Origin of the sequence: Lentzea albidocapillata (genome assembly GCF_000719115.1) — a bacterium.
GTDB classification, from domain to species: Bacteria; Actinomycetota; Actinomycetes; order Mycobacteriales; family Pseudonocardiaceae; genus Lentzea; species Lentzea albidocapillata.
This window is the reverse complement of record NZ_JOEA01000007.1, coordinates 302,514-328,677: the sequence shown is the minus strand read 5'-3', so window position 1 is coordinate 328,677 and position 26,164 is coordinate 302,514. Positions and strand designations below refer to the sequence as shown.

The following is a 26,164-nucleotide window of genomic DNA, read 5'->3' as shown; positions in this document are numbered from 1 at the left end:
GAGGTGTTCGCGGCGGAGGCTTCGGCCGACGCGTTCCGCGGTCAGTCCGGGCTGCTGTCCTCGTTGCAGGGCAAGGACGTCGTCTTCACGTTCGTGGAGTTCGCGGTGGCCGGCAGCCGATGCAGGGTGGCCCTCCCGGCGGTGGCCGAGGTGAACTCACCGACGAACAGAAGCGAATCCTCAGCTACGCCAAGGAGAACAGCGGTGGCGCGGGGATCACGCTGGCGGTCGCCGGTCCGGCGCAGATGGCGTCGCCGTTCATCATGGGTTCCGACGAGGTGGTGATCGGCATGGGCGGGTTCTCCGGCTCGGACGACGCGCCGTCGGTCGGCCAGTTGCAGGCGTGGCTCACCGAGGGCAGGCTCAAGTTCGTGCTCGGCGGTGAGATGGGTGGCCGCGGTCCTGGCGGCCGTGGTGACAACGGCCGTCAGGAGTGGATCGCCGTGCACTGCTCCACAGTGGACCCGAGCGCCTACGGTGGCGGGTCCGCGCAACTGCTGGAGTGCCGCGCGTGACATCGATCCCTAGTCTTGAGGCCGGTCTTCGGCCTCGACCTCCTCGTCGGCCTGCCGCGCCTCTTCGAGGACGCGACGCACCTGCTCCTCACTCGCACCGAACATGAAGCACATGCCTGCGACGTTAGGCGCCTCGTCCTCGTGAGTGCTTCTCGATTCCTGCTCGCTCTTTTGCGCGCCCGGCTTCTCTCGCGGACATCGGCGTGCTGTTATGCACCATGACAGATCGCGGCGACCGCATCGTGAGCGTGCTCGAGGAGGCCTTCGCCGGCCTGATGGCCGCCGACCCCGCCGCGTTCCGGCACAAGTTCCGCAAGATGGCGGCCGAACCGTTCACGTTCTACCGGGGCAGCGCGTGCCTGTTCTACGCCGACATGGCCGACCTGCCCGACGAGTGGGCTGACGAACGCACCGGCCGCATCTGGATCCAGGGCGACCTGCACGCGCAGAACTTCGGGACCTACATGGACTCCGAGGGCACGCTGGTGTTCGACGTGAACGACTTCGACGAGGCCTACCTCGGCTCGTTCACCTGGGACCTCCGCCGCTTCGCCGCCTCGATGGCCCTCCTCGGCTGGCGCAAGGCCCTGCCCGACAGCGCGATCACCGACCTGATCCGCACCTACGTCGCTTCCTACGTCGCGCAGGTCCGTTCGTTCGCCGAGCGCCCGGACGACGAGCTCTTCAGCCTCCGCCTCGACAACACCGACGGCGCCCTGCACCGCGTACTGCAACACGCCCGCCTCGCCACCCGAATCGGCCTGCTGGACGAGAAGACCACGATCGTCGGCTACGAACGCCGCTTCCGCCGCGACCGCGAAGGCACCCACGAACTGCCGTCCGACGTCCTGGCAGCCGTCCTGCTCGCCTACGAGTCCTACCTGGACACCATCCCGACCGGCAAACGGGCGTCGAGCCGCACCTACGCCGTGAAGGACGTGGTGGGCCGCAGCGGTTTCGGCATCGGCTCAGCCGGCCTGCACGCCTACAACATCCTGGTGGAGGGCCGCTCCCAGGCGTTGGAGAACGACGTCGTGCTGTCCATGAAGCAGGCCAACGTCGCCGCCCCCAGCCGCATCGTCCCGGACGCCAGGATCCGCGAGTACTTCACCGACCACGGCCACCGCACCGCCGTCTCGCAGCGGGCCCTGCAAGCCCACGCCGACCCGTGGCTCGGCCACACCGAGATCGGCGGCGTCGGCTACGTCGTCTCCGAGCTCTCCCCGTACGAGGCCGACCTGGACTGGTCGGACCTCACCGAGCCCGCCGACATGCTGCCCGTGCTCGGCTACCTCGGCCGCGCCACCGCGAAGATGCACTGCGTGGCCGACTCCGACTCCGCGCAGACCCTCGTCGACTTCCAGTGCGAGGAGGCGATCGCTGCGGCGATCGGGGGCCGGGACGCCGAGTTCTCCGAGTCCGTCGTGGCGTTCGCCCTCGGCTACGCGCGGCAGACCAGGGAGGATCACCGGCTGTTCGTGGACGCGTTCCGGGACGGCCGGATCAAGGGCGTGGGCTCGACGGCCTAGGCCGTCCAGCGGTACGTTTGCGGCCAATCGAACGACAGGAACCTCGATGGCCCGCTCCGACGACGCCCAGCACGACCTCGACGACCTGGGCGCCCTCCTCCGTGTGCACCGCAAGAAGGCCCAACTCACGGGTGTCGAAGCGGCGCGGCGGGCCGGGTTCACGCAGTCCAAGCTCTCCAAGATCGAGAACGGTGTCCTGCTGCCGAGCCAGGACGACGTGCGTCGCCTCACGACGGCTCTGGGCATGGATTCCGTCGCGGCGGCGCACGCGCTTGAGTTGATCGACCGCCTGCAGGACGATCCGGCCGCGCGGCGAATCGTGATACGCCGTGGAGCACTCACCGAGCACACGGCGCTGTTGGCGAAGTTCGGCGACGCCGGCTGCGTCGTGGCCGCCGATCCCGCCGTCGTGCCGGACTGGCTGCGCACCCGCGAGTACCTGCTGGCGGCGACCGGTCCGTTGTCCGAGCGCAACACCAGAACAGCGATGGCGTTGCTGCGCAAGCGGAAGCGGCTGATGGCAACGCCGGGCCTGCGGTTCGAGTTCTTCGTGTTCGAGTCGGCACTGGGTACCCACGTCGGTTCGGCGCGGATCATGAGCGAGCAGATACTCGAACTCTCCGCAGTCGGCGAGCGTCACCCGGACGTTGTCGTGCGCGTGATTCCCGCGCGGACCACTGTCACTCCCGCGCTTCTGCACGGCTTCGAGGTCCACGGCGACCAGCAGGTGGTGCTCACGCTGATGCCGGGCGTCGTGGTGATCACGTCGGAGGACGACGTGCAGCCGTTCCGGCGGATGGTTGCCGCGCTGCGGGTCTGTGCGCTGAGCGAGGACGCGTCGCGGCACCGCCTGCGCCACTTCGGGCTGGCTTACCGGTTGAACGCGCTGACCGAGAAGTTCGCGAGTTGATCCCAGGCGGGCGTGCGACCGCCCACCTGGAAAAGCAATCAACCTGAAGCGATTTCGACTGCCGGAGCGGGGGAACACCCGGCGTCGGGACCAGCTCAGACCAACGGACCTGACTGCTCGATCATGTTGATCCAGAAACGGCTGGCCACGATCGCTGACAGCGGATTGGTGTAGACCAGCGCGACAACAACCGCGAGCATGCCGGACATGGGCAGCAGGCGGCGCAGGACCTTCTTCAACTGGTTGTACTCCTGCATCTTCGGGGAGATTCCGGGTTCAGCTGGAATCGGATACTCACAGAGATGAGATGCAAAAGTCAAATTCCTACTAACGGGCGACACCCATCAGGTACGAGCTGGTTCAATTACCTACCGGTAGTACCACTAACTTCCAGGCTCGCAGCCGGGTTCGAGCACCGGCGACTCGGAGCGAGCGGTCGGCAATGCCAGCTCCACCTGGAGTTCCCGCAGCTCAGCAGCAATAACCTCCGCGCGTTCCCGATCCAGGTCGGCGAATATGACATGCGCACGCTCCAGCGCCTCGACGGCACCGTCGAACTGCGCCACCCGTTCGAGGATCCTGCTGAGCACGTGCAGCGCCGTCGCCTCGTGGAGCGACGCGCCCGCTCTGCCGCAGAGTCTGATCGCCTGGCGGGCATATTGCTTCGCCTCAAACAACCTTCCGTCTTCCAGTTCGATCTCGCTGAGAAGGGCGCAAACCTCACCAGCGAGGGCGACCGCGTGCAGCCGGGCATACTTGAGGAGTGAGGCCTCTGCGAATCCGCGGGCCTCTGCCGCATGTTCACGAGCGAAATTCAACGCTCCGAGCAGGTGCAGGACCGTCGCCTCAGACGCCTCGTCGCCCACTTCACGCGCGAGCGCGAGAGCTTGGTGGTAATAGGACGCGGCGCGCGCGTATTCAAAAGCGTGCTTGTACGCCTCACCTGCGCGATAGAGAAAACCAATCTCCATGCTGCGAGCCTCGGACCCTGACTGGCGCAGCATCAGCAATGCACGTTCATGTGAGTCTATTCCCATGACGATACTGCCGGTCGCGACCAGAATGCGGGCACCGGTGTGCAGACAGGTGGCGATGGCCAGGCTTTGGTCACCCTCGGCACGGGCGAACCCCAGATGTGCCAGGTGCACGTGATGTTCCGCGCGTCCGTACTCCTGCCTGAGCAGATAGGTGAAGCCGATCTGGAGCAGCAACGCAGAGGACTCCTCCTCGGCGGACGCACCGAGGAACTTCGCCGCGGCGAGTCCGGCGTGCAGGAGGTTGAGCACCTCCACCGTGTTCCCCTGCCGCAGCCATATCTCACCGACCAACTGCGGGATCGACACGGCGTGCTCGTAGTGCCCCGCGTGAAAAGCGAGGCGCACCGAGGCAAGGAGGTTTTGCGCTTCGGCCGAGCACCAGTGATGCGCGGCGGCCGCGCTCTCGAACTCGATCGCTCCGGCGTCCTGCTCGCTGTCGGGCGTGGGCACCCTGACCCTCGTCGAGAACATCATCTGGTCCGCGCGCTCGGCCGTCCGGAGGTAGTGCTCCAGCATGCGGAGTTCGAGCGCGCTCCGTTCCTGTTCATCCTCGAGCAGACCCGCGGAGAACTCACGCAGCAGGTCGTGCAGTTTGAAACGGTCCAACTCCCCCGCCTGCTCCAGCAAATGAGCCTCAGCCAAGGCGTCCATCGCCTCGTGGACCCTCCGCCTGGGCAACTCCGCCATCACGGCCGCCAAGCCGACCGTGATGCTCGGCCCCGGATGCGCGCCGATCGTCCGGAAGAGCACACCCGCGTCGGAATCCAATGCGCGCAACGACTGCATGAACACCGCCCGTGGACCGTGGGTGGCGCCGAGGTCGAGCACATCGCGTTCGCGGAAGTGCTTGACGAACTCGCTCAGCGGCACCGCGGGCCGCGTGGCGATGTGATTCGCAAGCACCTTCAAGACGATCGGCAGGCCCTGACACACCCTCGTCAACTCGACGAGTTCCACACGGTCGCGAGCACGCCCTCCGATGCGGTCGACCAGAAGCGCGCCAGCGTCGTCCATGCTGAGGGGGCCGATCGAGATCCGTTGCGGTGCAAGGCGTGCCGACAGTCCGGACAGTCGCGAACGGCTCGTCACGATCACCACGCTCGACGAGAACAACGGCAGCAGTGAATGGATCTGCGTGGTGTTGCGGACGTTGTCCAGCACCACCAGAACTTCGCGTCCGGACAACACGGACTGCAGCTTCGCCATGCGGTGGTCCGGATTCGCGATGCGGTCCGGCGGAACACCCAAGCCCTGCAGGAACCGGTCGACGACGAACGACGCATCCACGATCGCGCTGTCGGAGAAACCTTGCAGGTCAGCGAAAAGCACGCCGCCAGGGAACTGTTGCCGCCGGGTGTGGGACCAGTGCACGGCGAACGCGGTCTTGCCGACGCCACCAACGCCGTCGATGACCACCACGCCGGGATTCGCGGCTGCGGTGTCGAGTTCGGTGAACTTCTCCTCGTGGCCGACGAACATCGGCACGTCGAGCGGGAGTTGTTCGGGTACGAGCACGCCCGCGACGCTTTCCCGTTGCCGACTGCCGGCGATGCCGTACTCCTTCAAGTGGTCGTGGAACTCGCGCAGGTCATCAGCCGCGGCGTCGTTGACGTCGGCCTTGAAACCCTTGTAAGCGCTGAAGAACAGCTCAGTGGCCTCCTCGGTGCGGGAGAGCCGGTAGAGCGCCTCAAGGCGCCGCTTCAGCAACGCCGGGTGTTCCTTGTGATCCAGGTCTTCCAGCACTTCCAGGACCTCGGGGTAGTAGCCCAGGACCAGGTACTCCCCGCACAGCAGGTCGTAGGCGGGCAGCAGGACGTTCAGGCGGATCCGATGCCGCCAGGCGTCGGCCCGCCCGGATCTGAGGTCTTCGAGCAGGCGCTGATCACCCCAGAGGGAGAATGCGCCGCGAATGACGTCCAGAGCCTGTTGATGATCTCCGCGGCGCACCAGACCTCGCGCACGTTCCAGGCGATCGCGAAACTGGAAGTAGTCCACGGATCTGCGGTCGACGTCGAGCCGATAAGCGCCGTTCGCGACCACCAATTCCACTCGATCCTGCATGGAATCGAGTGCGCGCCGGATCCGCCAGGAATACGAGTACAGGGTTTGCACGGGGTTCCGCGGGAGGTCACCGTCGTCCGACCAGACCCAGTCGGCCAGCTCCGCCGCAGGTAACGACACTCGAGGCTGTGCCAGCAACGCCCCGAGCATGGCCCTGAGCTTGAGCGGGCCCCACTGCCTGTCGACCGCGTCGCCGACCCGTATTCCCGTCTGTCCCAAAATCATGAATCGCGCATCCACCAGCGCCACCCCTCGAGTCCCCGACCAAAGAGTGTCCTCCCAGTTCAGCATCAATGCAATGCACTCGATCGGCCCAAGATGACAGTTCCGTGACAGTCCATTGACATATGGACATGAATTGCCCCCCGGAGAGGACACGGGACTTGATCGAAAGCGCATTGAAGTGCGCGAAGAGTTTCTGACAGCTCGATGAACACTCGGGCCGGGACGGTCTTGGCATTGCTTCGACCGATGGAGGCCGCGATGAACTGGTTCACCACCCCGCTCGGTGCGGGAGGCGCGCACCGGGTGACGGTGCCGGGATGCCGCAAGGTGCTCGTGATCGTGCCCAGCGTGGTGGCGGGTACGCGCCTGTTCGACCTGTTGCCCCTGCTGGACAGCGATTTCCGGGTCCAGACCTACTTCACGCTGCCCGAGCCGGACGCGGCCACCGCACGGTTCGTCAGTGCGGCCGGAGGGTTGGTGATCGGATGGGAGATGGCTCTGCAGCACGAGTTCGACCTCGTGCTCGCGGCCAGCTACCGGTTCATCGACCGGGCGCCGGGGCCTGTGCTCGTGTTGCCGCACGGGGCGGGCTCGATGAAGTCACGCCGGCGGGTCCGGGCTGCGGGACCGGAAGCGGAGCCCGTGCACGGGCTCGACCGGCAGATGCTGACGCGCGACGGGAAGGTGCAGGCCTCGGCGATCGTGCTGTCACACGACGACGAACTCGAAGTGCTCGCCGAGTCGTGCCCTGAGGCGCTGCCCGCCGCTGTGGTCGCGGGTGACATCTGCCTCGACCGGATGCGGGCCAGCCTGCCCTTCCGCGAGCAGTACCGGCGGGCGCTGGGTGTGGAGCCGGGCGACACGCTCGTCACGATCAGTTCTACGTGGACCGCGGAATCGACCTTCTACCAGCGCCCTGAGCTGTATCGGGAGCTGACCGGCAAGGCACGGGTGGCCGCGGTGCTGCACCCGAACATCTGGGCCGTGCACGGCGCCTGGCAGGTGCGGTCCTGGCTCGCCGACTGCGATGTGGTCGTCGTTCCGCCCGAGGAAGGCTGGCGCGCGACGATGATCGCGAGCGACGTCGTCATCGGTGACCACGGTTCGACGACGCAGTACGCCGCGGCTGTCGGTGCACGGGTGCTGCTCGCCACCTGTCCCGACGTCCGTCACGGCAGCCTCGCGTACACGATCAGCGAGAGGGTGCCGAGGTACACCGGCGACATCGCGGAGGCCGTCGCCGTCCCGGACTTCGCGTGCCTGATCAGCTCGCGACTCGACCGGTCCGGCGAGATCCTGCGCGCGGCCATGTACCGCCTGCTCGGCATCCCGGAGCCGGCGCACGCCGTGCCGGTCTCGCCGGTGCGCCATGGTCGTTGACGAAGGTGTGGTCAGGCACAACGGCGTGTTGCTCGTCCGCGGCGACCGGGCGGCACCGAGGTGGCGCACGCTGGCGGACGTGCTGCTGGCCGGGCCCGAGCCGTCAGCCGAGATCGCGCTCGCGGTCGCCGGGCTGCTGCTGTCGCGGTACGTCGGGTGTTCGCTCGTCGTCGTGCCGATCCAGCGCCGCGAGCCGGCCCCGGACGCGGTCGGCGCTGGGATCGAAGGATTCGCCGTAGCAAGCGAGCGCGGAGCGGTAGTGGTCACGAGCGTGCACGAGCTCGCCCTGCCGCTCGGCGATCTCGCCCTTGAGCTCGAAGGCATCGGCCACGTGCAGCGGTGATCCGGCGGCACGGACGTCGGCGAGCACACCGTCAGCGAGGCGCGCGGCTTCGTCGCACCGGTCCGCATGGAGAAGCGCACGGGACTGGAACAGCCGTGCGCGCGCCTTGTCGATGACGTTGTCGAGCAGTGTCTCGGACTCACCGAGTTCGGTGATCGCCTCGTCGAGGCGGCCCATCTCGATGAGCACCTCGCCGACGCGCCGCCGGGCCAGGCCGATGCCGCGGATCCGTCCGTGGCGGGTCTCCAGGTCGACTGCCTCGCGGAAGTACCGGAGCGCGATCTCGAACTCGCCCTTCAACCTGTAGGTGTAGCCGAGCTGCACCAACGCGGTCGCCCTGCTGCCGAGATCGTGCTCGCCTGCGAGGTCGAGCACGATCCGGACCTGGGCGGTCGCCTCGTCGAGCCGCCCGAGGTTGCGGAACGCGACGGCGAGCTGGTTGCGCAGCCGGGCTTCGGCGGTCTTCTCTCCGCACGACTGCGCGGCCCGCACGCCGAGCTCGTGGGTGAACAGCCAGTCGGAGTAGTGGTGCCGGCGCTGGAACAGCGCGAACATCGCCTCGGCCAGTTGCCAGACGAGGTCCGGCCGGCCGTAACCATCGGCGGCACGCAGCGACTGCACGAGGTTGTCGCGTTCGTGGTCGAGCCAGTCCAGAGCCTCGGCTCGCGAGGCGAACACGTCCGGATCGGCGGACTCGAAGCGCGGCCCCACGCGCGGCCGGCCAGGGATCGCGGCCGCGTCCGCGACAACCGCCTTGTCCAGGTAGAACTCCACGGCCCGTCGGACCGCCTCTTCGCGTTCGTCGTCGTTCTGCCCGCGAGCGTGGAGGCGCAGGAGGTCGTGGAACCGGAACCTGTCGTCGCCCGCCTCGATGAGGAGGTTCTTCTCCACCAGGTCGTCGAGGTCGTCCTCGACCTCACCGACGTCGTCCGCGAGCATCGCCGCCGCGGCCCCCACACCGAAGCTGACACCCGGATGCCACGAACTCAAGCGGTAGAGCCGGGCCTGACGCGGCGGCAGTTCCACATAGGACAGGTCGAGCACCGCGCTCACCGACGTGGCGCCGCCGCCGAGGTCGAGGCCGGCGAGCCGGCGGTTCTCCGCGCTCAGCTCGTCGACCTCCTTGGCCAGCGTGCGCCGCGGCCGCCGGGACAACCGCGCTCCGATCACCCCGAGCGCGATCGGCATTCCGCCGCACAGCCGCGCAAGCTCCCGTGCCGCGTCGGCCTCCACGGCGAGCCGGGGCTCCCCCACCACCCGCTCCAGCAGTGCGACCGAATCCCGCAGGTCCATCGGATCGACTTCGATGAACCGGGCGCCGTCCATGCCGAGCGGACTGAGCCTCCACCGGCTGGTCACCACCACCGCACAGCTCGGCGACGCCGGGAGCAGCGGCCTGACCTGGGCCGCACTGGCGGCGTTGTCCAGCAGGATCGCGAACGACCTGCCCGCGGTCAGCGACCGGAACAGCGCCTGCCGCTGGGCCAGGGTCGGAGGCACCACCTCGACGCCGAGCGCACCGAGGAACCACTCGAGCACGTCGTCGGGCTGCGCGGCTTCCGCGTGGGCGCCGAGATCGACGTACAGCTGTCCGTCGGGGAACTGGTCGCGTGTGTCGTGCAGCCATCTCAGCGCCAGCGAGGTCTTGCCGACACCGCCGGGCCCGCTGACCACGACGAGCAGCTGGTGATCACGCCCGTGCCAACTGTCGAGTTCGGTCAGCTCGTCCGCCCGCCTGACGAACAGCCTGGGCGCCGGTGGAAGCTGTTGGGGCACAGGTTTTCCAGGTGATCCGGAATGGACGTGCACCGTTCCGATCGATCCTGCCTGCACCAGGTTCCCGTAGGAGGCCCCGGACACGGTGTTCTCGACTCTTGCCACCCGGCATCACCCCGAAGACCACGCTACGACTTCGTGCGCCTCCAAAACACCCGCCCTACGGCGTGATCCCGCGAAAATGACTGATCGAGGCAACCGCTGACACAGGCGAACGGGTGACGTTCTAGTGGACGAGGCCGTGGTGGCGGTTCGTCCACGCGGCGACGGCCGGCAGCACGTCGGTGATCCATTCGCGGGCGGCGGCCGTGAGTTCGTAGCGGGCCGCGCGGCGTAGCACGAAGCCGTTGTCCTGCAGGCGTTCCAGCGTGAGGATCACCTTCGGGCCGAGGATCGAGAGCAGCTCTTCCGCGTTCTTGGCGCCGTCGGACAGCGCGACGAGGACCTGCGGCAGCTGGTCGCTGCTCATCAGGTCCTGCAACGCGAGCAGGTGGTGCAGGGCCGCGGAGTCCGCCTTGCGCTCGGCGGCGAACGCGCTCGGGTCGTGGACCTGGACGCGGGCCCGGCCGCCACGCTTGGCTCGCTGCAGGGCCGCGTCGGTGTCACGGACCAGGTCGATCAGCGTGTCGTCGGCGGTGGGCACGTGCGAAGCGACGCCGATGGACGCCGTCTGGCCGTGCAGGGTGACGTGGTAGCCGTCGTTCGTGGTGATCTCGGTCTGCAGTGCGCGGATGCCGCGCAGGATGCGGTCGGCCACCATGGCCGCTTCTCCGCCCGTGGTGCGGGGCAGCAGCACGAGGAACTCGTCGCCACCATGGCGGCACACGAGGTCCGTAGGGCGCGTGTGGGCGGTCAGCACGGCGGCGACATCGCTGAGCACGACGTCGCCTGCGGGGTGGCCGTACTCGTCGTTGATCTTCTTGAACCGGTCGAGGTCGATCATGAGCAGCGCGACCTGTTCCCACCGGCGCTGGGCCCGGCGGTACGTCGCGGGCGCCTGGTCGTCCCAGCCCCAACGGCCGAGGAGGCCCGTCAAGCGGTCAGTTGCCCACGCGCCAACGGGTTGTGCGCACGAACCGCAGCGCGAGGGAGCGCTCTCGTCGTGCAGGCGCAGAGAACCGTGGTCCACCGGTAGCCCCATCCGCACAGTCGCCATGAGTCCCCCCAGACTTCAGCTCTGACTGGCCCGATCTGCCCCTTTCAACTGAGGTGACGTCGTTCGGATCAAACGCGACACATCAGTGCAAGCGGCGGAGTGTGATCATAGGGCTACTGACAGGTGGATTCAACCCTTGTGATGCCATATGCTCTTCGGGTTCCACAGCAGTGGAAAGATCCCCCGGGCCCTTGGTCGCTCCAGCGGAGGTGTGGCGTGAGGCCGTTCGCCGAGGTCCTCAACGAGCTGTGCAACAACCCGCCCGATGGCCGAGGCAAGGTCACCAACGTAGCGCTTGCGGCCGCGGTGAAGTCGCGAGGCGGGGACATCGGGCACGGCTACATCTCGCAGCTGCGGCTCGGTGTGAAGGACAACCCGACGTGCCAGGCGATCGTCGACCTCGCCGACGCGCTCGGCGTGCACCCAGCGGCGTTCCTGAATGGTCGCCGTGACCTGCACACGGCAGAACAGCCCGGTTGGCGCCCAACGGCGTTGAGCACGCTCTTCGAGGCAGTGCACCCGCCGGACCGCGGGCCCTGGTCACCGGAGGAGGTCGCGGCCGCGATCAGCTCGTCCGGTCAGTTCGGCAGCATCTCCGCCAGCTACATCCGCGAACTCCTGAGCAACACCAGCGACAACCCGCGGCTCAAGCACATCCTCGGCCTGGCCGACCACTTCGGCGCCGATCCGGCGTACTTCTTCGACGACGACCTGGCGGCACGGGTCGACTCGGAGCTGACGGACTTCCTCGCCCTGCGCGAGCTCGGCGTCGTCGAGTTCGTCACCCGTCTGGCCGAACGTACCGGCGATCTGTCCCCACAGGCCAGGGCCGCTGCGGTAGAAGGGTTCCGGCAGGCGCTCGAAGTCGGCGAGGGGTGGTCGTTCCCACTGAACAGCCGCCGTACGTCCGCGGACCACACTTGATGACGACGCCCGCGTGAAGATCTCGGCCTGGACCGCTGCAGACGACATCGAGAGGAGGCGACGGGTGAACCGCAGGAAACTGCGCAAGCTGGTCGACGAGGTCGCCCGGGACCTCGACCTGCCGCCCGACGCCACGCACCAGGAGGCGAGCCGCCGGGTCTGCGAGCTGATGAGTGAACGGCTCGGGCGTGCTGTCGACGTCCGCTTCTCCGCCATCACGAACGCGGTCTGCCTGAGCGGTGCGACCGCGTTGCTCGAGAACGGCACGTACCTCGTCATCTGCGCGGACTCCCCGTCCTGGTACCACCGCCTGCACGTGCTGCTGCACGAGTTCGCGCACGTACTGCTGAAGCACCAGCCCGTCGCGCTGACCCGCGACGAGGGCATGCGCAGGCTCGCGCCGCACCTGCTGCCGCGGATGGCGAAGATCATCGCCGGGCGGACGACGCTGACCGAGGACGAGGAGCGCGAGGCCGAGAACCTCGCCGACCACCTGCTGGAAAGGCTGACGGAACACCGGGTGTGGGCCGACACGGCCACCACCGAGGAGCCCGCGCACGTGCGCCGGGTGGCCGAGTCGCTCGAGGGAAGATCTCGCTGGGTGCGTCGTGGCGATCTTTAACCTGATCTACCTCTCCTGCGGCATCGTCGGTCTGCTCCTCCTCGCGTACAAGATCCGCGCGCTGCGGTCCAGCTGGGGCAGTCCCCGTGTCGTCGCGCTGATCTCGACCGTGTTCTTCTCGGCGTTCGCCGTGCTCTTCGCGGCTCCCGCGAACATCACCTGGATCAACTGGACGAGTGGCGTGCCGAACTTCGCCGCCCTGCTCGTCTACAGCCTGGTGGTCTGCTTCGCCGGAGCGGCGTTCGCGCTGGTGATCTACTGGCGGTACCCGGCGACCCAGGCGTGGCAACGGGTCCGGCTGATCGTCGTCAGCTACAGCACGATCGTCGCGGCGATGGTCGTGCTGTTCTTCAAGTCCGAGGTCGGCGAGGAACGCCAGGTCGACTTCGACACCTACTACGCGACGCAGCCGACGATCGCGGTCTTCCTGTTCATCTACTTCGTCGCGACCATGGTCGGCTGCGGCGGTCAGGCCTACCACTGCTGGCAGGGCTCGCGGGACGAGGCGATCTCCGCGCGGCGGTGGCTTCGCCTCGGGCTGCGCTGGTACTGCGCGGCGGCGCTGTTTCCCATGGCGTTCGCGGTAATCAAGCTGTTCGTGCTGCTGATGGACTGGGCCGGTGAGCGCAGCTTCGACGTATTGAGCACGGCGGCGCCGCTGATGGCATCCCTGAGCATGTTCCCGCTGGTGATCGCGATGGCGCTGCCGGTCTTCGGGCCGCGCCGCCCGTCGCCCTCACTGTGGGTGCGGCGGTGGCGCACGTACTTCGCGCTGCGGCCGCTGCACCGCGCGCTGGTGCACGTGAACCCCGGCATCGTGCTGGTGGCGCCGGGCAAGTTCCTCAACCCGCACCACCGCGTGCGCCGGCAGATCATCGAGCTCAACGACTGGCGCTGGGCGCTCACGCCGTACTTCGACCTGAGCGTCGGCGAGGCCGCGACGTGCCTCGCGCGCCAGGCCTCGCTGCCCACGGACGAACTCGCCGCCGTCGTGGAGGCCGCCCAGCTGCGCGCCGCGGGTTCGTCCGACGGCCGCGCGCGGGCGCCCGAACGCCGTCCCGCCTCGGTGATCGTCGACGGCACCGACCTCGCCGCCGAACACGACAGGTGGGTCCGGATCTCGCGTGCGTACCAGCACTCGCCGATCGTCGACGCAGCCGTCGCCGGCGCGGCACGCGTCGAAGCAGCAGGGGGAATGGATTAGATGGCACCCACACACGCCGTAGTCCTCGGCGGTGGACTCGCGGGCATGCTCGCGGCGTCCGTCCTCGTCCGGCACTTCGACGAAGTCACCGTGGTGGAGCGCGACAAGCTGCCGGACGGCCCGTCGCCGCGTTCCGGCGTGCCCCAGGCCCGGCACGCGCACCTGCTGATGTCCGGTGGCGCGCGGGCGATCGAGTCGTTGCTGCCGGGCACGCTGGACGCGTTGCTCGCCGCCGGGGCGCACCGGATCGGGGTGCCGAACGACCTGGTGTCGCTGAGCGCCCAGGGCTGGGTGCCGCGGTTCCCCGAGATGCAGTTCATCGTCTCGTGCAGCCGCGGGCTGCTGGACTGGGTGGTGCGCAGCCAGGCGTTGCGGGACAACAAGATCTCGGTGCTGACCGGCACCGAACCGGTGTCGTTGCTCGGTGACCGGCACGCGGTGGCCGGGGTGCTGGTCGAGGACAGGATCTCCCGCGAGCAGATCTCGCTGGAGGCCGACCTGGTCGTGGACGCGACCGGGCGCGGCTCCCGGTTGCCCGCCTGGCTGGTGGACTTCGGGCTGCCCACCGTGCACTCCGAGAGCGTGGACTCCGGACTTGCCTACGCCACGCGGATCTTCCAGGCGCCGCCGACGGCCGCCTCCGGTTTCCCGATCGTCAACGTGCAGGCGAACCCGCGTGACCCGTTCCCCGGTCGCACCGCGACCCTGCTGCCCGTCGAGGACGGCAAGTGGCTGGTCACGCTGTCCGGGACGCGCGGCGGTGAGCCGTCGACCGACGAGTCGGAGTTCGTGTCGTTCGCCCGCTCGGTGCGCAACCCGGTCGTGGGCGAGCTGATCGCCGAGGCCGAGCCGCTGTCGCCGGTGTACGGGTCGCACAGCACCGCGAACCGGCGGATGTTCTTCGAGCGCTTGAAGTCGTGGCCGCGCGGCCTGCTGGCGCTGGGCGACTCGGTGGCCACCTACAACCCCGTTTACGGGCACGGCATGTCGATCGCGGCGCAGAGCGCACAGACACTGGACGCCGGTCTGGCGGCCGGGCACTCCGCGCAGCAGGTCCAGCGCGGCATCGGCAAGGTGGTCGACGAGGCCTGGGCGATGGCGACCAACCAGGACATCCTGTACCCCGGTGCGGTCGGGAAGCCGTTGCCGCTGGCCGGCCGGGTGCTGCAGCGTTATGTGGACCGGCTCGTCCGCACGGCGACCACGGAGGCGGCGGTGACGCGGGCGTTCCTGGACGCGTTCACGTTGTCCGCGCCGATGGCGAACCTGGTCAGCCCCAAGATGATCTGGGCGACGATGCGCGGGCCCCGGTCGGCGGCACCGGAGCCGACGCTGACCGCGGACGAACGGGATCGGGTCACCGGCTGACGTTGTCCGGACGCTCCGGTGGCTCGGTCACGTCCGCGGGGTGAACTCGGCGCTCTGCACGTAGTTCATGGCCTCGACGAACTTCGGGTCCGCCATCCTGGCGGCCAGCTCGTCCCCGGTGGGTTCCGCGACCCGCTGGTGCAGCCACCACAGGTTGCCGACCGGGTCGGCGAACCGGCTGACCCGGTCTCCCCAGAACAGCTCGGTGGGCTCGGTGACGACCCTGCTGCCGAGTTCCACGGCGCGCTTGAGCGTGGCCGCGTCGTCGGCGATGTAGAGGCGCAGGAATGCGGGCGTGGGCTGCCAGTTCGGCTGGTCGAACAGCATCACGACCGAGTCGCCGATGCGGACCTCCGCGTGGCCGATCTCCGGTGCCTCGCCGACGCGGCCGAGTTCGGTGGCGTCGAACACCTCGGTGATGAAGTCGATCAGCTCGGCCGTCCTGCCTCGGCTGATCAGCCACGGCGTCACGGTGTGGTAGCCCTCGGGCACGATGTTCATCTGGTCTCCCCTTTGCTCGTCGGGATGACCGTATGAGCCATGTAGGACGATGTCGGTCCTAGTTCTTGACTAGGTTCCTGGCATGAGTGATGCGGCCCGGTTGTTGCGCCTGCTGTCGTTGCTGCAGACACCGCGCGAGTGGCCCGGCAGCGAGCTCGCGGCACGGCTGGAGGTCACGCCGCGAACGGTGCGGCGCGACATCGACCGGCTGCGCGACCTCGGCTATCCCGTTGAGGCGTCGATGGGCGTGCTCGGCGGGTACCGGCTCGGCGCGGGCGCGGCGATGCCGCCGTTGCTGCTCGACGACGAGGAGGCCGTGGCCATCGCGGTCGGCCTGCGCACCGCCGCCCGGCAACCGGTGGCGGGCATCGCCGAGGCGTCGTTGCGCGCCCTGGCGAAGCTGCAGCAGGTGCTGCCGCCCCGGCTGGCGCGGCGCGTCTCGTCGCTCACGGCGGCCACCGCACCCGCCCCGGCCTCGTACGCCGCGCTGGTCGACCCCGGCCAGCTGACCGTGATCGCCGGCGCGGTCGCCGCCCGCGAACGGGTGCGGTTCGCCTACGTCGCCCACGAGAACGTGGTGTCGAAACGGCACGTGGAGCCCATTCAGTTGGTAGCGCTCGGCCGGCGCTGGTACCTCCTCGCTTTCGACGTGGACCGTGACGACTGGCGGATCTTCCGGCTGGACCGCGTCTCAGCCGCGCTGGCCACCGGGGCCCGCTTCACACCCCGCGTGCCGCCCGGCGGGGACGCGACGGAGTTCGTGACGCGGAAGATGTACGACTCGGCCCCGACCTTCCGGGCCCGCGCGACTCTGCGGCTGCCCGTGGAACTGGCACGGGCCCGGCTGGCGGACTTCGCCGGCGACCTGACCGCCGTCGACGACGGGTCGTGCTCCTGGCACAGCGTCGAGGACACGATCGACTACCTCGCGTTCCGCCTGACCTTGCTGGGATGCGACTTCGTGGTGCACGGGCCCGGCGAACTGGTGGAGCACCTGCGGGGGCTGGGTGAGCGGATCAGCCGGGCAGTGGGCTGAACCTCCTGCGCTGGCGGGCCGCGTGGTCGAGAACTGCGGCGCCGGGCGGTGGGCTGAGCCTCTGCACAAGCAGATGTCGCGTGGCTGGGGACTGCCGGCGGCGGCGCGGCTCACCCGTCCGGCGGCCCCGCTCTCACCCCCAGCACCGGCTGGCCTCCCACCACCCCCTCGTAGGACCGGTCCCAGGGCCAGCGCCCGGACTCGTCGGCGTGCACGAGTTGCAAGGCCTCGATGCCCTCCCCGTACAGCCGCGCGGACACCAGCAGGTGGGCCCAGGGGCGCGCCACGCGGACGACCTCCAGCAGCGGGCCGCCGGGCACGGTGAAGCGGTGGCCGGGTGCGGGCAGGCAGCTGTGGACCAGGTGTTCGGCCATGTCGTCGAGCAGGCGGCCCGCTTCCAGGACAGCCATGCCCGTCACGACGAGTTCCGGGAGGCCGCGCGGGGTCAGGCCGACGGTGTAGGCCCAGGGTGGATGAGCTCGGTCCCGTTCGATCGCCTGCACGGCCCAGCCCCGCACGTCGATGCAGCGGCGCAGGGTCGCCAGGTGTTCTTCCATGCGGCCGGCGGGGTGGTCGCAGTTCCAGCACATGACGGTCTCCTCGGATCGGTGGTGGATCCAGTGTGCCGAGGAGCACCGACAAGATCGTTTGAGCAGTTCGTTGACAGAAAGTGGACAAACGATCTGTGGGCCGTCTGGATCGTTAATCTGCGACGCACGGAGGATCGTGCATGCGCCAACGAACGCTTCTCATCGCGTTGGCCGCGGCCGTGCTCGTCGCGGCCGTGGGCAGCGGCAAGCCGACCACAAAGGACAGTGCAGGCATTCTGGGCTGCGGGAACTGATGCACTTCGAACCCGGTACCCCACTCACGGACGCGGTCAAGGCCGCCAGGTCCGCCGCACTGCGCGGCAACGTCCTCGGCGTCGACCTCGCCTACGCGAGGGCCGCGAAGATCAGCCCGGCCGTCGCCCACGACCACTGCACGACCCTGCTCAACCTCGGTGCCATCGCCAAGGCCGCACGGCGCTGCGACGAGTACCTGGGCGCGGGCAACGACACCACCCTGAGGATCCTCCGGGCACAGATCCGCAGTGCCGCAACGGATCACGTCGCGGCCGAACGGGACGTGCGCGAGCTGCGGAAGCTGAAACTCACCGAGCTGGAGCAGGCGAGGCTCGCGCGCGTCGCCGCGCTGGCCGCCGCCGACCGCTACGACTACCCCACCGCGGAAAGCGAGCTCGACGCCGCCGAACGCCACTTCCGCCGCGCCGGCCATCCCGAACACCTGGAGCACATCGGCAGGGACCGGCTCCTGCTGGACGTGCGCAGGGGCGCCCGCGTCTCGAAGCTCCGCGACCGGACTCCCCGCACGCCGGCCGAGTTCCTGCAACGCGCCGCCGCGCTGCGGCGCGAGGTCCGGTACGAGGAAGCGCTGGCGTTGATGACGAGGTGCGTCACCAGCTACCAGATCGAACCCGCGCTGAGGTTCGCCGTCCTGTACGAGCTGACCGTGCTGCTCGTCATGACGCGGCAGGCGGGCACGGCTCGCAGACTCTTCCCGCTGCTGGCCGCCGCGGCCGGTCCGGAGGTGATCTCACAGCTCCCCGACGCCACCCACACGCTCCGGCCGGAACGACGGCTCACCCACGTGCGCCGCCTGATCGCCAGGGACGAGCTGCTCAAGGCCGAAGGCATGCTGGGCGAGGGGAACTCGCCGCTGTGGCACCTGACCGCCGCCGAACTCGCCTACGCGCAGGGCCGGCTCGAACAGGCCGCGCAGCACTTCGAGATCGCGAGCCGGGCGGGCCACGCCGAGCTCACCGCGCTGGCGCTGCGCAAACTCGGCGACACGTTCGCCGACGCGGGCCACGAGGACATCGCCGCCCGGCACTGGGCCGAGTCGCACCGACTCGAGGAGGACCTCGCGGACCACCGGGACAGCCCCAGCGTCAAGCTCCGGATGCTGCGCGCCGCCCCCGACGTGCGGGACGGCCGCGTGTGTGCCGCGGCTCGCCGAGCCAGGCGCGACGGCCGCAAAGCATTGGCGGGCCTGGTGGTCGCCGTCGAGGCGGCACGGGCCGGACCTGGCCCCACCGAGCCCGGGCCGCGCGAGCTCCCGGGTTTCGCCGACCTGCGGGCGGCCAGACGCTGGCTGGCCGGGACGACGAGGCACCTGCCGAAGGACCAGGTCGTGTGGATGATGCACGCGACGCCGGACCAGCTCCACCACGTGCTCGTCGGCCGCCGCAAGATCACGCACGTGACGACCTCCGTCCACATCGGCGACCTCACCGACACGATCCGCCGGCTCAAGACCTGGAAACCCAAGTACGACAAGGCGATCCTCGGCGCACTGCTCGCCGAGCTGGCCCGCCTGATCGGGCTGCGGGACGTCGTCGCGGCCCTGCCGCCCAAGACCGCCAGGATCGTCGTCGTGGCGGGCGACGTCCTCGCGGACGTCCCGCTGGCCGGCCTGCCCGTCCCCGGCACGAACCTCTTCCTCGGCATGACCCACGCGCTGTCCAGCCTGCCGTGCCTGTCCGCGCTGCGCCCCCGGCAACGCGGCGCCCGCGGGCAAAGGGGCGACGAGGCGGCGACCTGCGAGGAAGCCTCGCAGCTGCGGCGAACTCTCGAAGAAGGCCGCTCCCAACGCGTCCGCATCGACGCCCAGGCCGCACACGACCACATGAACCCCGATCAGTCGTGGCTGCAGTTCGCCGACGAACGGGTGTCCGTGGAAGCACTGGGAAAGATGGACTTCAGCGCGTGCGGCACGGTCGTACTCGGCGCCTGCGAGTCCGGCATCGTCCACGCGGTCACGTCCGCGGGGGCCGGAGCGGTCGTCGCCGCCCGCTGGCAGGCGGAGGAAACGGCCGCACGGCAGGTGCTCGACGCGTTCGACCGCCACCTGGCGAAGCTCCCCCGAGATCGCGCTCTGCAGCACGCGCTGGTCGAAGTCGCCGATCGGCACCCGGCGGACTGGGCGTGCTGGTCCCTGCACGGCGACGCGGGCTTCCAGACCTCAGCGGGCCCGCTGCGCAGAAGACTCAGGAAGAACGGAGACCCCGTGCCGCTCGAAACCCGTCCCAAGGTGTTCCTGTCGTTCGCCGGAAAGGACCGTGCGCACGCCGAGCAACTCCGTGCCGAACTGGAGTCCCGCAACGTCAGCGCCTATCTGGCCGAGGACGAGATCGCGCCCGGTGACAACGCCGCCACCGCCATCGACGAGGCACTGGCCACCTCCGACTACCACGTCCTGCTGTGGTCGGCGAACACCCCGCGACGCGAACCGGCCGCGGAGTGGACTGCGGCGTTCACCCTGGAGATGACGCGCCGCCGCGCCTTCCTGTTCATCGTGCGGCTGGACGAGGAGCCGCTGCCGCCCCTTCTCGCGCCCCGCAAGCACATCGACCTCGTGGACGCCGCCGACCGTCTCGTCGCCACCTGGCGCTCCGACCGCAAGTCGGAGCTTCCCGTGTTCCCGCAACCGGTCCCGCCGAAGCCGGGCGGCCCGACCGTCGCGATCGCGGTGCGCAGCCACGACCTGGGCACCACGCACGTCGTGATGACCCCGCTGCACCTCACCGGCGCCTCGTTGTACCGGGCGGTGTTCGACGCGATGCGGCTGCCGACCGAGCAGATCACCTTCGACGGCACGATCGGCATGCGGTTCTCCTACGAGCTGTACCAGCAGAACGAACCGATCCCGGACGACGAGTCCATTGTGGAACTGGCGTCGGACGTCGTGGACATCGCCGTGCGCGTCGAGTCGTTCGGTGGGCAAGGCTCCCCCGGCAACCGGGAGTACCGCCAGGACGAGGAGCTGGACGAGGGCGTGGACGTCGACCAACAACGCATGCTGCTGGTCGCCGCCTTCCGCCACCTACTCCCCTAGGACGTCCGAACGGGTGAATTCCCTTCCGTCTGTCAGCCTTCGCTGGTTTCAACGCCTGTAACCGGTGAAGGTCGCCCCAGGGCGGTTAACGACACGTGCGGACGCTGAAGGGAAGGCCGTTGAGCGCACCGGATCTGGGCTTCGCGGAGTTCTTCCGCGAGTGCCTGCCCGTGGTCACCAGGACGCTGACGGCTCTGAGCAGCGACACTCGCGCGGTAGACGACATCGCGCAGGACGCCATGCTGATCGCACAGCACCGATGGAGCGACATCCAGGCGTACGACAAGCCCGAGGCGTGGGTGCTCAAGGTCGCAATCCGGCTCATGAGGCGCTGGCAGCAGCGGTACGGACGCGAAACGCTGCTGGCAGAGGTGCCCGAGGTCGTTCAGCCGGCGCACGACGTGGAAGCGCTGCACGCGGCGTTGCGCGAACTCTCCCCCCAGGCACCGCGAGACCGTGGCGCTGCACCACCTGCTCGGTTACTCGGTCAGCGAGATCGCCGCGGTGCTGGTGGTCGGCGAGTCGACCGTGCGCACGCACCTCACCCGCGGCCGCGCCGAGCTGCGGCGAATCCTCGGAGGCAGTGATGAGTGAGCTGCTGGCCCAGTTCGAGCTCGACGACGCCGTCGAGCGGCAGTACCGCCTGGGAGAGGCCGCGGAACGGGCCGGTCGTCTGCGCGAGGCGGCCGTGCACTTCCGGGTCGCCGCCGACCAACGCCTCGGTGACGCCGCCGTGCGGCTGGCGCACGTCCTGTTCGCGCTCGGCGAGGAACCCGAGGCCGCGCAGTGGTGCACGGCCGCCGTGGCGGACGGGTTCCCCGAGGCCGAGGAGCTGGGCAGGGAGAACTCGCAGGCGCGGCAACGGTTCCTGGAGCACGCCGCCCGGATCACGGTCGGCGCGCCCACGTTCGACTGGCTGCCGCCCGCGATGCCGTCTCGCCGCCTCTCCCCCGAAGCGATCGCGGCGCGCACCCAGGCATTGCGGGTCCTGGACCAGCGTTACGGCGGCATCGCCTGCCACAGCTCGGTTCTGGAACACCTCGCCGCCGTCGAACCGATGATCGTCGTGGACGACACCTCGTGGACCGCCGTCGCCGAGGTCCACGAACTGGCGGGCTGGACGGCGTTCGACAGCGGCCAGCCCGGCACGGCCCTGCCGCACTTCGCGAAGGCGCTGACGTTGGCGCGACAGGCGGAGAACGAGGCACTCATCGCCTCCGTGCTGACCCGCGTGGGCCGAATGTTCCTGCACCACAACGCTCCCGACGACGCGCTGAAGGCGTTTCAGCTCGGATTCGTGGCGGCGCACAACGCCTGGGCCGACCGGCGCGCGTTGAGCAATCCCGCGCAAGCCGTTGCCGCGCTGGCCACAAAGGTCGGCACATATGGCGAAGGCCGGGCACGCACCCTGACGTTGACGGCGCTGGCCCGCAACCATCTCGCTCTGGGCGATCTCCCCGCGGCGACCGAGTTCGCGGAAGAAGCCGTGGAGTCGGCCAGGAACCTCCGTTCGGCACGAGCGGAGGACCACCTGCGCTGGCTCGACCAGGAAGCGCGGGCGGCCGGCGCTTTCCTGCTGGCAGAGCAGATCTCGGCTCGTTTCACGCGTTCCGGATGACGCTTTCACCCGATCCGGGCCGATACACGCGTGCGCGCGAGCTAGTAAGTTCTGCGGCATGTCCGAGCCTTTCTCCTGGGTGCCCGCAGAAATCAACACGGATGTGCCCAGCGCGGCGCGTGTCTACGACTTCCTGCTGGGAGGTGGCCACAACTTCGCCTCGGACCGCATGGTCGGCGACAAGGTGCTGCAAATCCTGCGAGACGGCCGTGCGATCGCCGCGTCGAACCGCTCGTTCATGCGCCGCGCCGTCCTGCTGATGATGGAACAGGGCATCACGCAGTTCCTCGACCTCGGCTCAGGCATTCCCACGGTCGGCAACGTGCACGAGATCGCACAACAGGCAAACCCCGACGCACGAGTCGTGTACGTGGATTACGACGAGGTGGCGGTCTCGCACAGCCAGCTCATCCTGGAGGGCAACGACAACGCGGGCGTGGTGCAGGCGGACATGTGCCGCCCGGACGACGTCCTGTCCGACCCGGTCGTGAAGGACCTGATCGACTTCTCGAAGCCCGTCGGCCTGCTCATGATCGCCGTGCTGCACTTCGTCTCGGACGCGAAGGGCCCGGCCGAGGTCGTCGCCCGCTACCGCGACGCCGTGCCCGAGGGCAGCCTCATCGCGCTGTCGCACCTCACCGCCGACTTCAAGCCGGACGAGATGGGCGCCGTCGTCGAGGCCATGCAGCACAGCCGCGACCCGATGTACTTCCGCACCTTCACGGAGTTCGAGCCGATGTTCGCCGGCATGGAGGTCCTCCAGCCGGGCGTCGTCCCGGCGCCGAACTGGCACCCGGAACTCGGCCCGGCCGGAGAAGGCGGCCCGGAGGACGTCTACGTCGGAATCGGCCGCAAGAACTAACGAGGTCTAGCGGAACTTCCAGGCCTGGGCCGCGGAACCGTTGCAGCTCCAGATGTTCAGGCGCGTACCGGGAGTGGTGGACGCACCGGGGTTGTCCAGGCACAGCCCCGACTGCGGGTTCTGCACGGAGCCGTCCGACCGCACGCGCCATTGCTGCGCGCCCGTGCCGTTGCACTCCCACAGCTGAACGCTCGTGCCGTTGGTGGTGCCGCCGTTGTTGACGTCGAGACACTTGCCGGCGATGGCGATGGTGCCGTCGGCGACGACGCGCCACTTCTGCGCGTAGGTGTTGTTGCAGCTCCAGATCTGGACCGGGTTGCCATTGGCGGTGCCGCCCTTGTCGTTGTCCAGGCAGAGGGTCGAGGTGGCCGACAGCGCGACGGATCCGGCGCCGGACGGGTGGCGTTCGGCCGGGAGTGACGGCGTGTTGAGGTGGTAGAAGTCGACGGCCAGGTAGTTCGGGGTCTTGCGGGCCGCGGGTTCGCAGAAGCGCTGGGCCCTGTTGACGAGCTTGGAGTTGTCCGTGGCGACGGTGCCCTGCATCGGGACGTCGCGGAAGTGGTTCATCACGAACAGCGGGCGGAAGCCGGTTTCGGTTGCGGTGAGCGGCTTCTCGCCCCAGCGGGAGTAGCAGGACCAGTCGGAGGCGCCGGTTCCGGAACCCATCGACCAGTAGTTCTCGACGGTCCAGTCCCGCTGGTAGAGGACGCCGGAGTTCTCGCGGCCGTCGCGGCTGTGGTCGGTGAAGATGAGCAAACGCTTGCCGGATGCCCTCATCTGCGACAACGTCGGCCAGCCGTTCTCCCGGACGCCCTCGGCGCGGAACAGGACGTCGTTGAGGCCCTGCACGCGGGCGAGTTCGTTGCGCAGGACGTCGGCGGAGACGTAGTCCTCGAGGAACACCGTGACGACTTCGGTGGGGCGTGCCTTGAGGAAGTCGACGATGCGCTGGATGTCGACGTTCAACGCCACGGGCCTGCTGACGGCCGTGCAGCTGTTGTGGCAGAGGATCGCGCCGTCAGGGGTCTGGTGGATGTCGAGCATGAAGCCGCGGACGCCGTCGTTGAGCTGCTGCACGATGCCGCGGGACTGGTTCGGGGCGATGTTGGCGAACATGAAACCGCCGTCGACGCCGTTCGCGTAGGCGTTGTGGGAGGTCAGGAACGTCATCTCGTCCAGGCGCGGATCGGCCGGGGGCTGGACGCGGACCGGGTTGACCGGGGTGAGGAACCACCTGTCGTTGCCGGTACCGACGCGGATCTGGTCGGTGCCGGACGCGATGAGGTAGCGGTCGGCGCCGGGGTCCTTGAAGCGGTATCTGTCCTGGTCGTCTAGGAGCCCGACCCACTTGGCCTCGGCACTGGAGCAACTGACCATCTGGGCAGCGTCGCCTGACCGGCCGAGGCACTGGCCGCCCTCGGAGAGGGTGCTGCCGTTCCAGGAGAACTGCTGGCGGTCCTCGTTGCCCTTGGGGCGGTGCTGGACCACGGACGAGCCGGAGACGGCGGCGTTCTGGCCGGTCACGGCGCTTTGCAGGTAGTAGTTGCCGTTGGGAGCGGCCGCCGCGTCCACAGGGACGAGCAGCAGCGACAACAGCGCGAGCACAGGGATGATGCGCATGGGGTGAAGGCTCGACCATGGACGTGAACATGAAAAGACTTCACTTCGAAATCCGTCCAAACCGAGACATCTGTGGTCCGGGCCACAAAAGCCGATGCAGCGGATCGAGGGGTGAAGGGGGTTTCCCACACCGCAAACGACCAAGGACGAGAAGGGGGCGGCGTGGGGTTCGACCAGTTCGTGGCTGATCGCCTCGACCGGCTGTTGGGGTACGCCACAGCCATCACCTGTGACAAACACCTGGCGCAGGACATCGTGCAGAACGTGCTCATGCGCGCGCAGGGCAAGTGGGAACGCATCGGGGCGATGGACGCGCCCTATCTCTACGTGAAGCGCATGGTGACCAACGACTACCTGTCGTGGCGGCACCGCAGGGCCGCGCGGGAGATCGCCGTGGAACGCGGTGAGCTCGCAAGGCACGTGCCGTCGATGGCCGATCCGGCTGAAGCGCACGCCGAACGCGAGGCCATGCGCGCACGGATCGCCATCCTGCCGCGTAAGCAACGTGCCGCGTTGGTGCTGCGGTTCTACGAGGACTGCAGCGACGCGGAGATCGCACAGGTGCTCGGGTGCACGGAATCGACCGTGCGCAGCCAACTCTCTCGCGCATTGCAAACGCTGCGCACTCACGAACTCGCCCGGTCCGTCACCCTGGGGGTGCACTCATGAACGAACTGATCCGTCAGGCCATCAACGCTGAGGCCGAGGAGCGTGTCGACTCCCGGACGGTGCTGGCCAACCTGCACAAGGCCAGGAAGCGCAAGCCGCTGGGCCTGATCGTCGGCGTCGCGACGCTGACGGCGGCTGCCGCGGCCGCCGCCGTGATCATCCCGGCGACGATCAAGAAGACCGAGGCCGCGCCGCCGGCGGCGCAGACGACGCCCGCGCAGAGCGTGCTGCTGCTCGGCACCGACGACCGCAACCGCACCGACGCGATCGTCCTCGCGCGCTTCGGCGAGGACGGCTCGGTCGACGCCCTCTCGCTGTCCCGGGAACTCGAGTACCAGTCGACCAGGCTCAGCCAACTGGAGTCCCCGGCGAAGGTCGTCGAGGCCGTCGAGAACCTGACCGGGACCAGGGCCGATCACCACGCCGTGATCAAGATGGCCGACTTCGGCAAGATCTCGCAGGCCGTCGGAGGCGTCGAGGTCTGCCTGAACTCGGCGACGAACGACCCGTACAGCGGCGCGAACTTCCCCGCCGGCAAGAGCACCCTGGCGGGCGACCAGGCGCTCGCGTTCCTGCGTCAGCGCTTCAACCTTCCCCGCGGTGACCTGGACCGGATCGCACGCCACCAGGCGTTCCTCGCCGGGATCGGCGCGAAGCTCACCAAGGACAACGCGGTCGCGATGGCCCGTGAGGTGAGCAAGTCGATCCAGGTCGACGCCGGCTGGGACGTGCTGGAGTTCGCCCAGAGGTTCCGGGGGCCGGTCAAGGTCCGGACGAAGACGTTCGAGAGCGCCGCCGGGAACCCGAACGGGCAGGCTCCCGAATCCGGCGCCCCGGAGCCGGACAAGGGCCCCTCGGGATGCGTGAACTGACGATCACTCCAATGGAGCATCAAGTCGCCCTTCTGCGCA

21 protein-coding genes and 2 pseudogenes are annotated in these 26,164 nt (G+C 68.8%); 16 read left to right on the top strand and 7 right to left on the bottom strand.

Translation table 11 applies throughout. The features are described 5' to 3' along the window. Positions 1-119 precede the first annotated feature (119 nt). The 3 genes from IG04_RS0112455 to IG04_RS0112440 all read left to right on the top strand — a co-directional run bounded on the left by IG04_RS0112455 (position 120) and on the right by IG04_RS0112440 (position 2,954). Complete coding sequence (locus IG04_RS0112455; RefSeq protein WP_030476761.1) at positions 120-515, top strand: mannosyltransferase YkcB-related protein; 396 nt, start codon at positions 120-122, stop codon at positions 513-515. Positions 516-733: 218 nt separating this feature from the next. Further along, entirely contained in the window at positions 734-2,044 is a 1,311-nt protein-coding gene (locus IG04_RS0112445; RefSeq protein WP_030476760.1) for a DUF2252 domain-containing protein, read from the top strand. Positions 2,045-2,090: 46 nt separating this feature from the next. Further along, on the top strand, positions 2,091-2,954 hold the full coding sequence (locus tag IG04_RS0112440) for a Scr1 family TA system antitoxin-like transcriptional regulator (protein ID WP_030476759.1): 864 nt from the start codon (positions 2,091-2,093) through the stop codon (positions 2,952-2,954). A 95-nt stretch (positions 2,955-3,049) separates the two neighbouring features. Here IG04_RS0112440 and IG04_RS46415 read toward each other — a convergent pair whose 3' ends face one another. Both IG04_RS46415 and IG04_RS43920 read right to left on the bottom strand, forming a co-directional pair. Then, on the bottom strand, positions 3,050-3,193 hold the full coding sequence (locus IG04_RS46415; protein ID WP_169745992.1) for a hypothetical protein: 144 nt from the start codon (positions 3,191-3,193) through the stop codon (positions 3,050-3,052). Positions 3,194-3,337: 144 nt separating this feature from the next. Continuing rightward, a complete protein-coding gene (locus IG04_RS43920) occupies positions 3,338-6,301 on the bottom strand; it encodes an AfsR/SARP family transcriptional regulator (protein ID WP_051769678.1) in 2,964 nt (987 codons plus the stop codon). A gap of 234 nt (positions 6,302-6,535) precedes the next feature. Between IG04_RS43920 and IG04_RS0112425 the strand changes: the two genes are divergently transcribed. After that, positions 6,536-7,657: a hypothetical protein gene (locus tag IG04_RS0112425; protein ID WP_051769698.1), complete on the top strand. Its 1,122-nt coding sequence runs from the start codon at positions 6,536-6,538 to the stop codon at positions 7,655-7,657. A 103-nt stretch (positions 7,658-7,760) separates the two neighbouring features. Here the strand turns inward: IG04_RS0112425 and IG04_RS0112420 are convergent, their stop codons facing one another. Together IG04_RS0112420 and IG04_RS43915 are read right to left on the bottom strand one after the other, a co-directional pair. Next, positions 7,761-9,776 carry a tetratricopeptide repeat protein gene (locus IG04_RS0112420; RefSeq protein ID WP_051769672.1) on the bottom strand — a complete coding sequence of 672 codons (2,016 nt, stop codon included), beginning with the start codon at positions 9,774-9,776 and terminating at the stop codon, positions 7,761-7,763. 226 nt (positions 9,777-10,002) lie between these two features. Beyond that, a complete protein-coding gene (locus IG04_RS43915; RefSeq protein WP_051769670.1) occupies positions 10,003-10,812 on the bottom strand; it encodes a GGDEF domain-containing protein in 810 nt (269 codons plus the stop codon). A 336-nt stretch (positions 10,813-11,148) separates the two neighbouring features. On the opposite strand from IG04_RS43915, the gene IG04_RS43910 reads away from it, so the two are divergent. The 4 genes from IG04_RS43910 (at position 11,149) to IG04_RS0112395 (ending at position 15,050) form a co-directional block, all read left to right on the top strand. After that, positions 11,149-11,856, top strand: coding sequence for a helix-turn-helix transcriptional regulator (locus IG04_RS43910; protein WP_051769665.1), 708 nt, complete (start codon positions 11,149-11,151; stop codon positions 11,854-11,856). A gap of 64 nt (positions 11,857-11,920) precedes the next feature. Then, a complete protein-coding gene (locus IG04_RS43905) occupies positions 11,921-12,478 on the top strand; it encodes a hypothetical protein (protein WP_144065215.1) in 558 nt (185 codons plus the stop codon). Beyond that, positions 12,465-13,682 carry an MAB_1171c family putative transporter gene (locus IG04_RS0112400; RefSeq protein WP_030476752.1) on the top strand — a complete coding sequence of 406 codons (1,218 nt, stop codon included), beginning with the start codon at positions 12,465-12,467 and terminating at the stop codon, positions 13,680-13,682. The genes IG04_RS43905 and IG04_RS0112400 overlap by 14 nt, the downstream gene beginning before the upstream one ends. Beyond that, a complete protein-coding gene (locus tag IG04_RS0112395) occupies positions 13,683-15,050 on the top strand; it encodes an FAD-dependent oxidoreductase (protein WP_030476751.1) in 1,368 nt (455 codons plus the stop codon). It begins immediately after the preceding gene. A 27-nt stretch (positions 15,051-15,077) separates the two neighbouring features. Here the strand turns inward: IG04_RS0112395 and IG04_RS0112390 are convergent, their stop codons facing one another. After that, complete coding sequence (locus tag IG04_RS0112390) at positions 15,078-15,551, bottom strand: VOC family protein (protein ID WP_030476750.1); 474 nt, start codon at positions 15,549-15,551, stop codon at positions 15,078-15,080. A gap of 82 nt (positions 15,552-15,633) precedes the next feature. Here IG04_RS0112390 and IG04_RS0112385 point away from each other — a divergent pair, with 82 nt between their 5' ends. After that, positions 15,634-16,587 (top strand): helix-turn-helix transcriptional regulator, encoded by a 954-nt coding sequence (locus tag IG04_RS0112385; protein WP_030476749.1) that lies wholly within the window; start codon positions 15,634-15,636, stop codon positions 16,585-16,587. A gap of 110 nt (positions 16,588-16,697) precedes the next feature. Here IG04_RS0112385 and IG04_RS0112380 read toward each other — a convergent pair whose 3' ends face one another. Further along, the gene (locus IG04_RS0112380) at positions 16,698-17,177 is read right to left on the bottom strand and encodes a DUF4262 domain-containing protein (RefSeq protein WP_030476748.1); all 480 of its coding nucleotides are present in this window, start codon (positions 17,175-17,177) and stop codon (positions 16,698-16,700) included. A 253-nt stretch (positions 17,178-17,430) separates the two neighbouring features. On the opposite strand from IG04_RS0112380, the gene IG04_RS0112370 reads away from it, so the two are divergent. The 5 genes and pseudogenes from IG04_RS0112370 to IG04_RS0112355 all read left to right on the top strand — a co-directional run bounded on the left by IG04_RS0112370 (position 17,431) and on the right by IG04_RS0112355 (position 22,964). Continuing rightward, positions 17,431-20,484: a TIR domain-containing protein gene (locus IG04_RS0112370; protein ID WP_030476747.1), complete on the top strand. Its 3,054-nt coding sequence runs from the start codon at positions 17,431-17,433 to the stop codon at positions 20,482-20,484. Positions 20,485-20,579: 95 nt separating this feature from the next. Next, a pseudogene (locus IG04_RS48905) lies at positions 20,580-20,822 on the top strand (sigma factor); the annotation flags it as partial. A 94-nt stretch (positions 20,823-20,916) separates the two neighbouring features. Beyond that, positions 20,917-21,078 (top strand): annotated as a pseudogene (locus IG04_RS48075) (RNA polymerase sigma factor); the annotation flags it as partial. Then, a complete protein-coding gene (locus IG04_RS43900; RefSeq protein WP_030476746.1) occupies positions 21,071-22,102 on the top strand; it encodes an NsdA family TPR-like regulatory protein in 1,032 nt (343 codons plus the stop codon). The pseudogene IG04_RS48075 and the gene IG04_RS43900, both read left to right, overlap by 8 nt. Before the next feature lie 58 nt (positions 22,103-22,160). Then, positions 22,161-22,964 (top strand): SAM-dependent methyltransferase, encoded by an 804-nt coding sequence (locus tag IG04_RS0112355; RefSeq protein ID WP_030476745.1) that lies wholly within the window; start codon positions 22,161-22,163, stop codon positions 22,962-22,964. Between the two features lie 6 nt (positions 22,965-22,970). Here IG04_RS0112355 and IG04_RS48070 read toward each other — a convergent pair whose 3' ends face one another. Next, entirely contained in the window at positions 22,971-24,584 is a 1,614-nt protein-coding gene (locus IG04_RS48070) for a PI-PLC domain-containing protein (protein ID WP_063758253.1), read from the bottom strand. 162 nt (positions 24,585-24,746) lie between these two features. On the opposite strand from IG04_RS48070, the gene IG04_RS0112345 reads away from it, so the two are divergent. Continuing rightward, positions 24,747-25,253, top strand: a complete 507-nt coding sequence (locus tag IG04_RS0112345) for a SigE family RNA polymerase sigma factor (RefSeq protein ID WP_030476743.1) — start codon at positions 24,747-24,749, stop codon at positions 25,251-25,253. Then, positions 25,250-26,125, top strand: coding sequence for an LCP family protein (locus IG04_RS0112340; RefSeq protein WP_051769659.1), 876 nt, complete (start codon positions 25,250-25,252; stop codon positions 26,123-26,125). Before IG04_RS0112345 ends, IG04_RS0112340 begins: the two co-directional genes overlap by 4 nt. The last annotated feature ends 39 nt before the right edge of the window (positions 26,126-26,164 follow it).

What these genes read in the sequence shown, in the direction of transcription:
- IG04_RS0112455 (WP_030476761.1), top strand. Translation starts at nt 120, where the DNA reads ATGCAGGGTGGCCCTCCCGGCGGTGGCCGAGGTGAACTCACCGACGAA.
- IG04_RS0112445 (WP_030476760.1), top strand. Translation starts at nt 734, where the DNA reads ATGACAGATCGCGGCGACCGCATCGTGAGCGTGCTCGAGGAGGCCTTC.
- IG04_RS0112440 (WP_030476759.1), top strand. Translation starts at nt 2,091, where the DNA reads ATGGCCCGCTCCGACGACGCCCAGCACGACCTCGACGACCTGGGCGCC.
- IG04_RS0112425 (WP_051769698.1), top strand. Translation starts at nt 6,536, where the DNA reads ATGAACTGGTTCACCACCCCGCTCGGTGCGGGAGGCGCGCACCGGGTG.
- IG04_RS0112395 (WP_030476751.1), top strand. Translation starts at nt 13,683, where the DNA reads ATGGCACCCACACACGCCGTAGTCCTCGGCGGTGGACTCGCGGGCATG.
- IG04_RS0112390 (WP_030476750.1), bottom strand. Translation starts at nt 15,551, where the DNA reads ATGAACATCGTGCCCGAGGGCTACCACACCGTGACGCCGTGGCTGATC.
- IG04_RS0112385 (WP_030476749.1), top strand. Translation starts at nt 15,634, where the DNA reads ATGAGTGATGCGGCCCGGTTGTTGCGCCTGCTGTCGTTGCTGCAGACA.
- IG04_RS0112380 (WP_030476748.1), bottom strand. Translation starts at nt 17,177, where the DNA reads ATGTGCTGGAACTGCGACCACCCCGCCGGCCGCATGGAAGAACACCTG.
- IG04_RS0112370 (WP_030476747.1), top strand. Translation starts at nt 17,431, where the DNA reads ATGCACTTCGAACCCGGTACCCCACTCACGGACGCGGTCAAGGCCGCC.
- IG04_RS43900 (WP_030476746.1), top strand. Translation starts at nt 21,071, where the DNA reads ATGAGTGAGCTGCTGGCCCAGTTCGAGCTCGACGACGCCGTCGAGCGG.
- IG04_RS0112355 (WP_030476745.1), top strand. Translation starts at nt 22,161, where the DNA reads ATGTCCGAGCCTTTCTCCTGGGTGCCCGCAGAAATCAACACGGATGTG.
- IG04_RS48070 (WP_063758253.1), bottom strand. Translation starts at nt 24,584, where the DNA reads ATGCGCATCATCCCTGTGCTCGCGCTGTTGTCGCTGCTGCTCGTCCCT.
- IG04_RS0112340 (WP_051769659.1), top strand. Translation starts at nt 25,250, where the DNA reads ATGAACGAACTGATCCGTCAGGCCATCAACGCTGAGGCCGAGGAGCGT.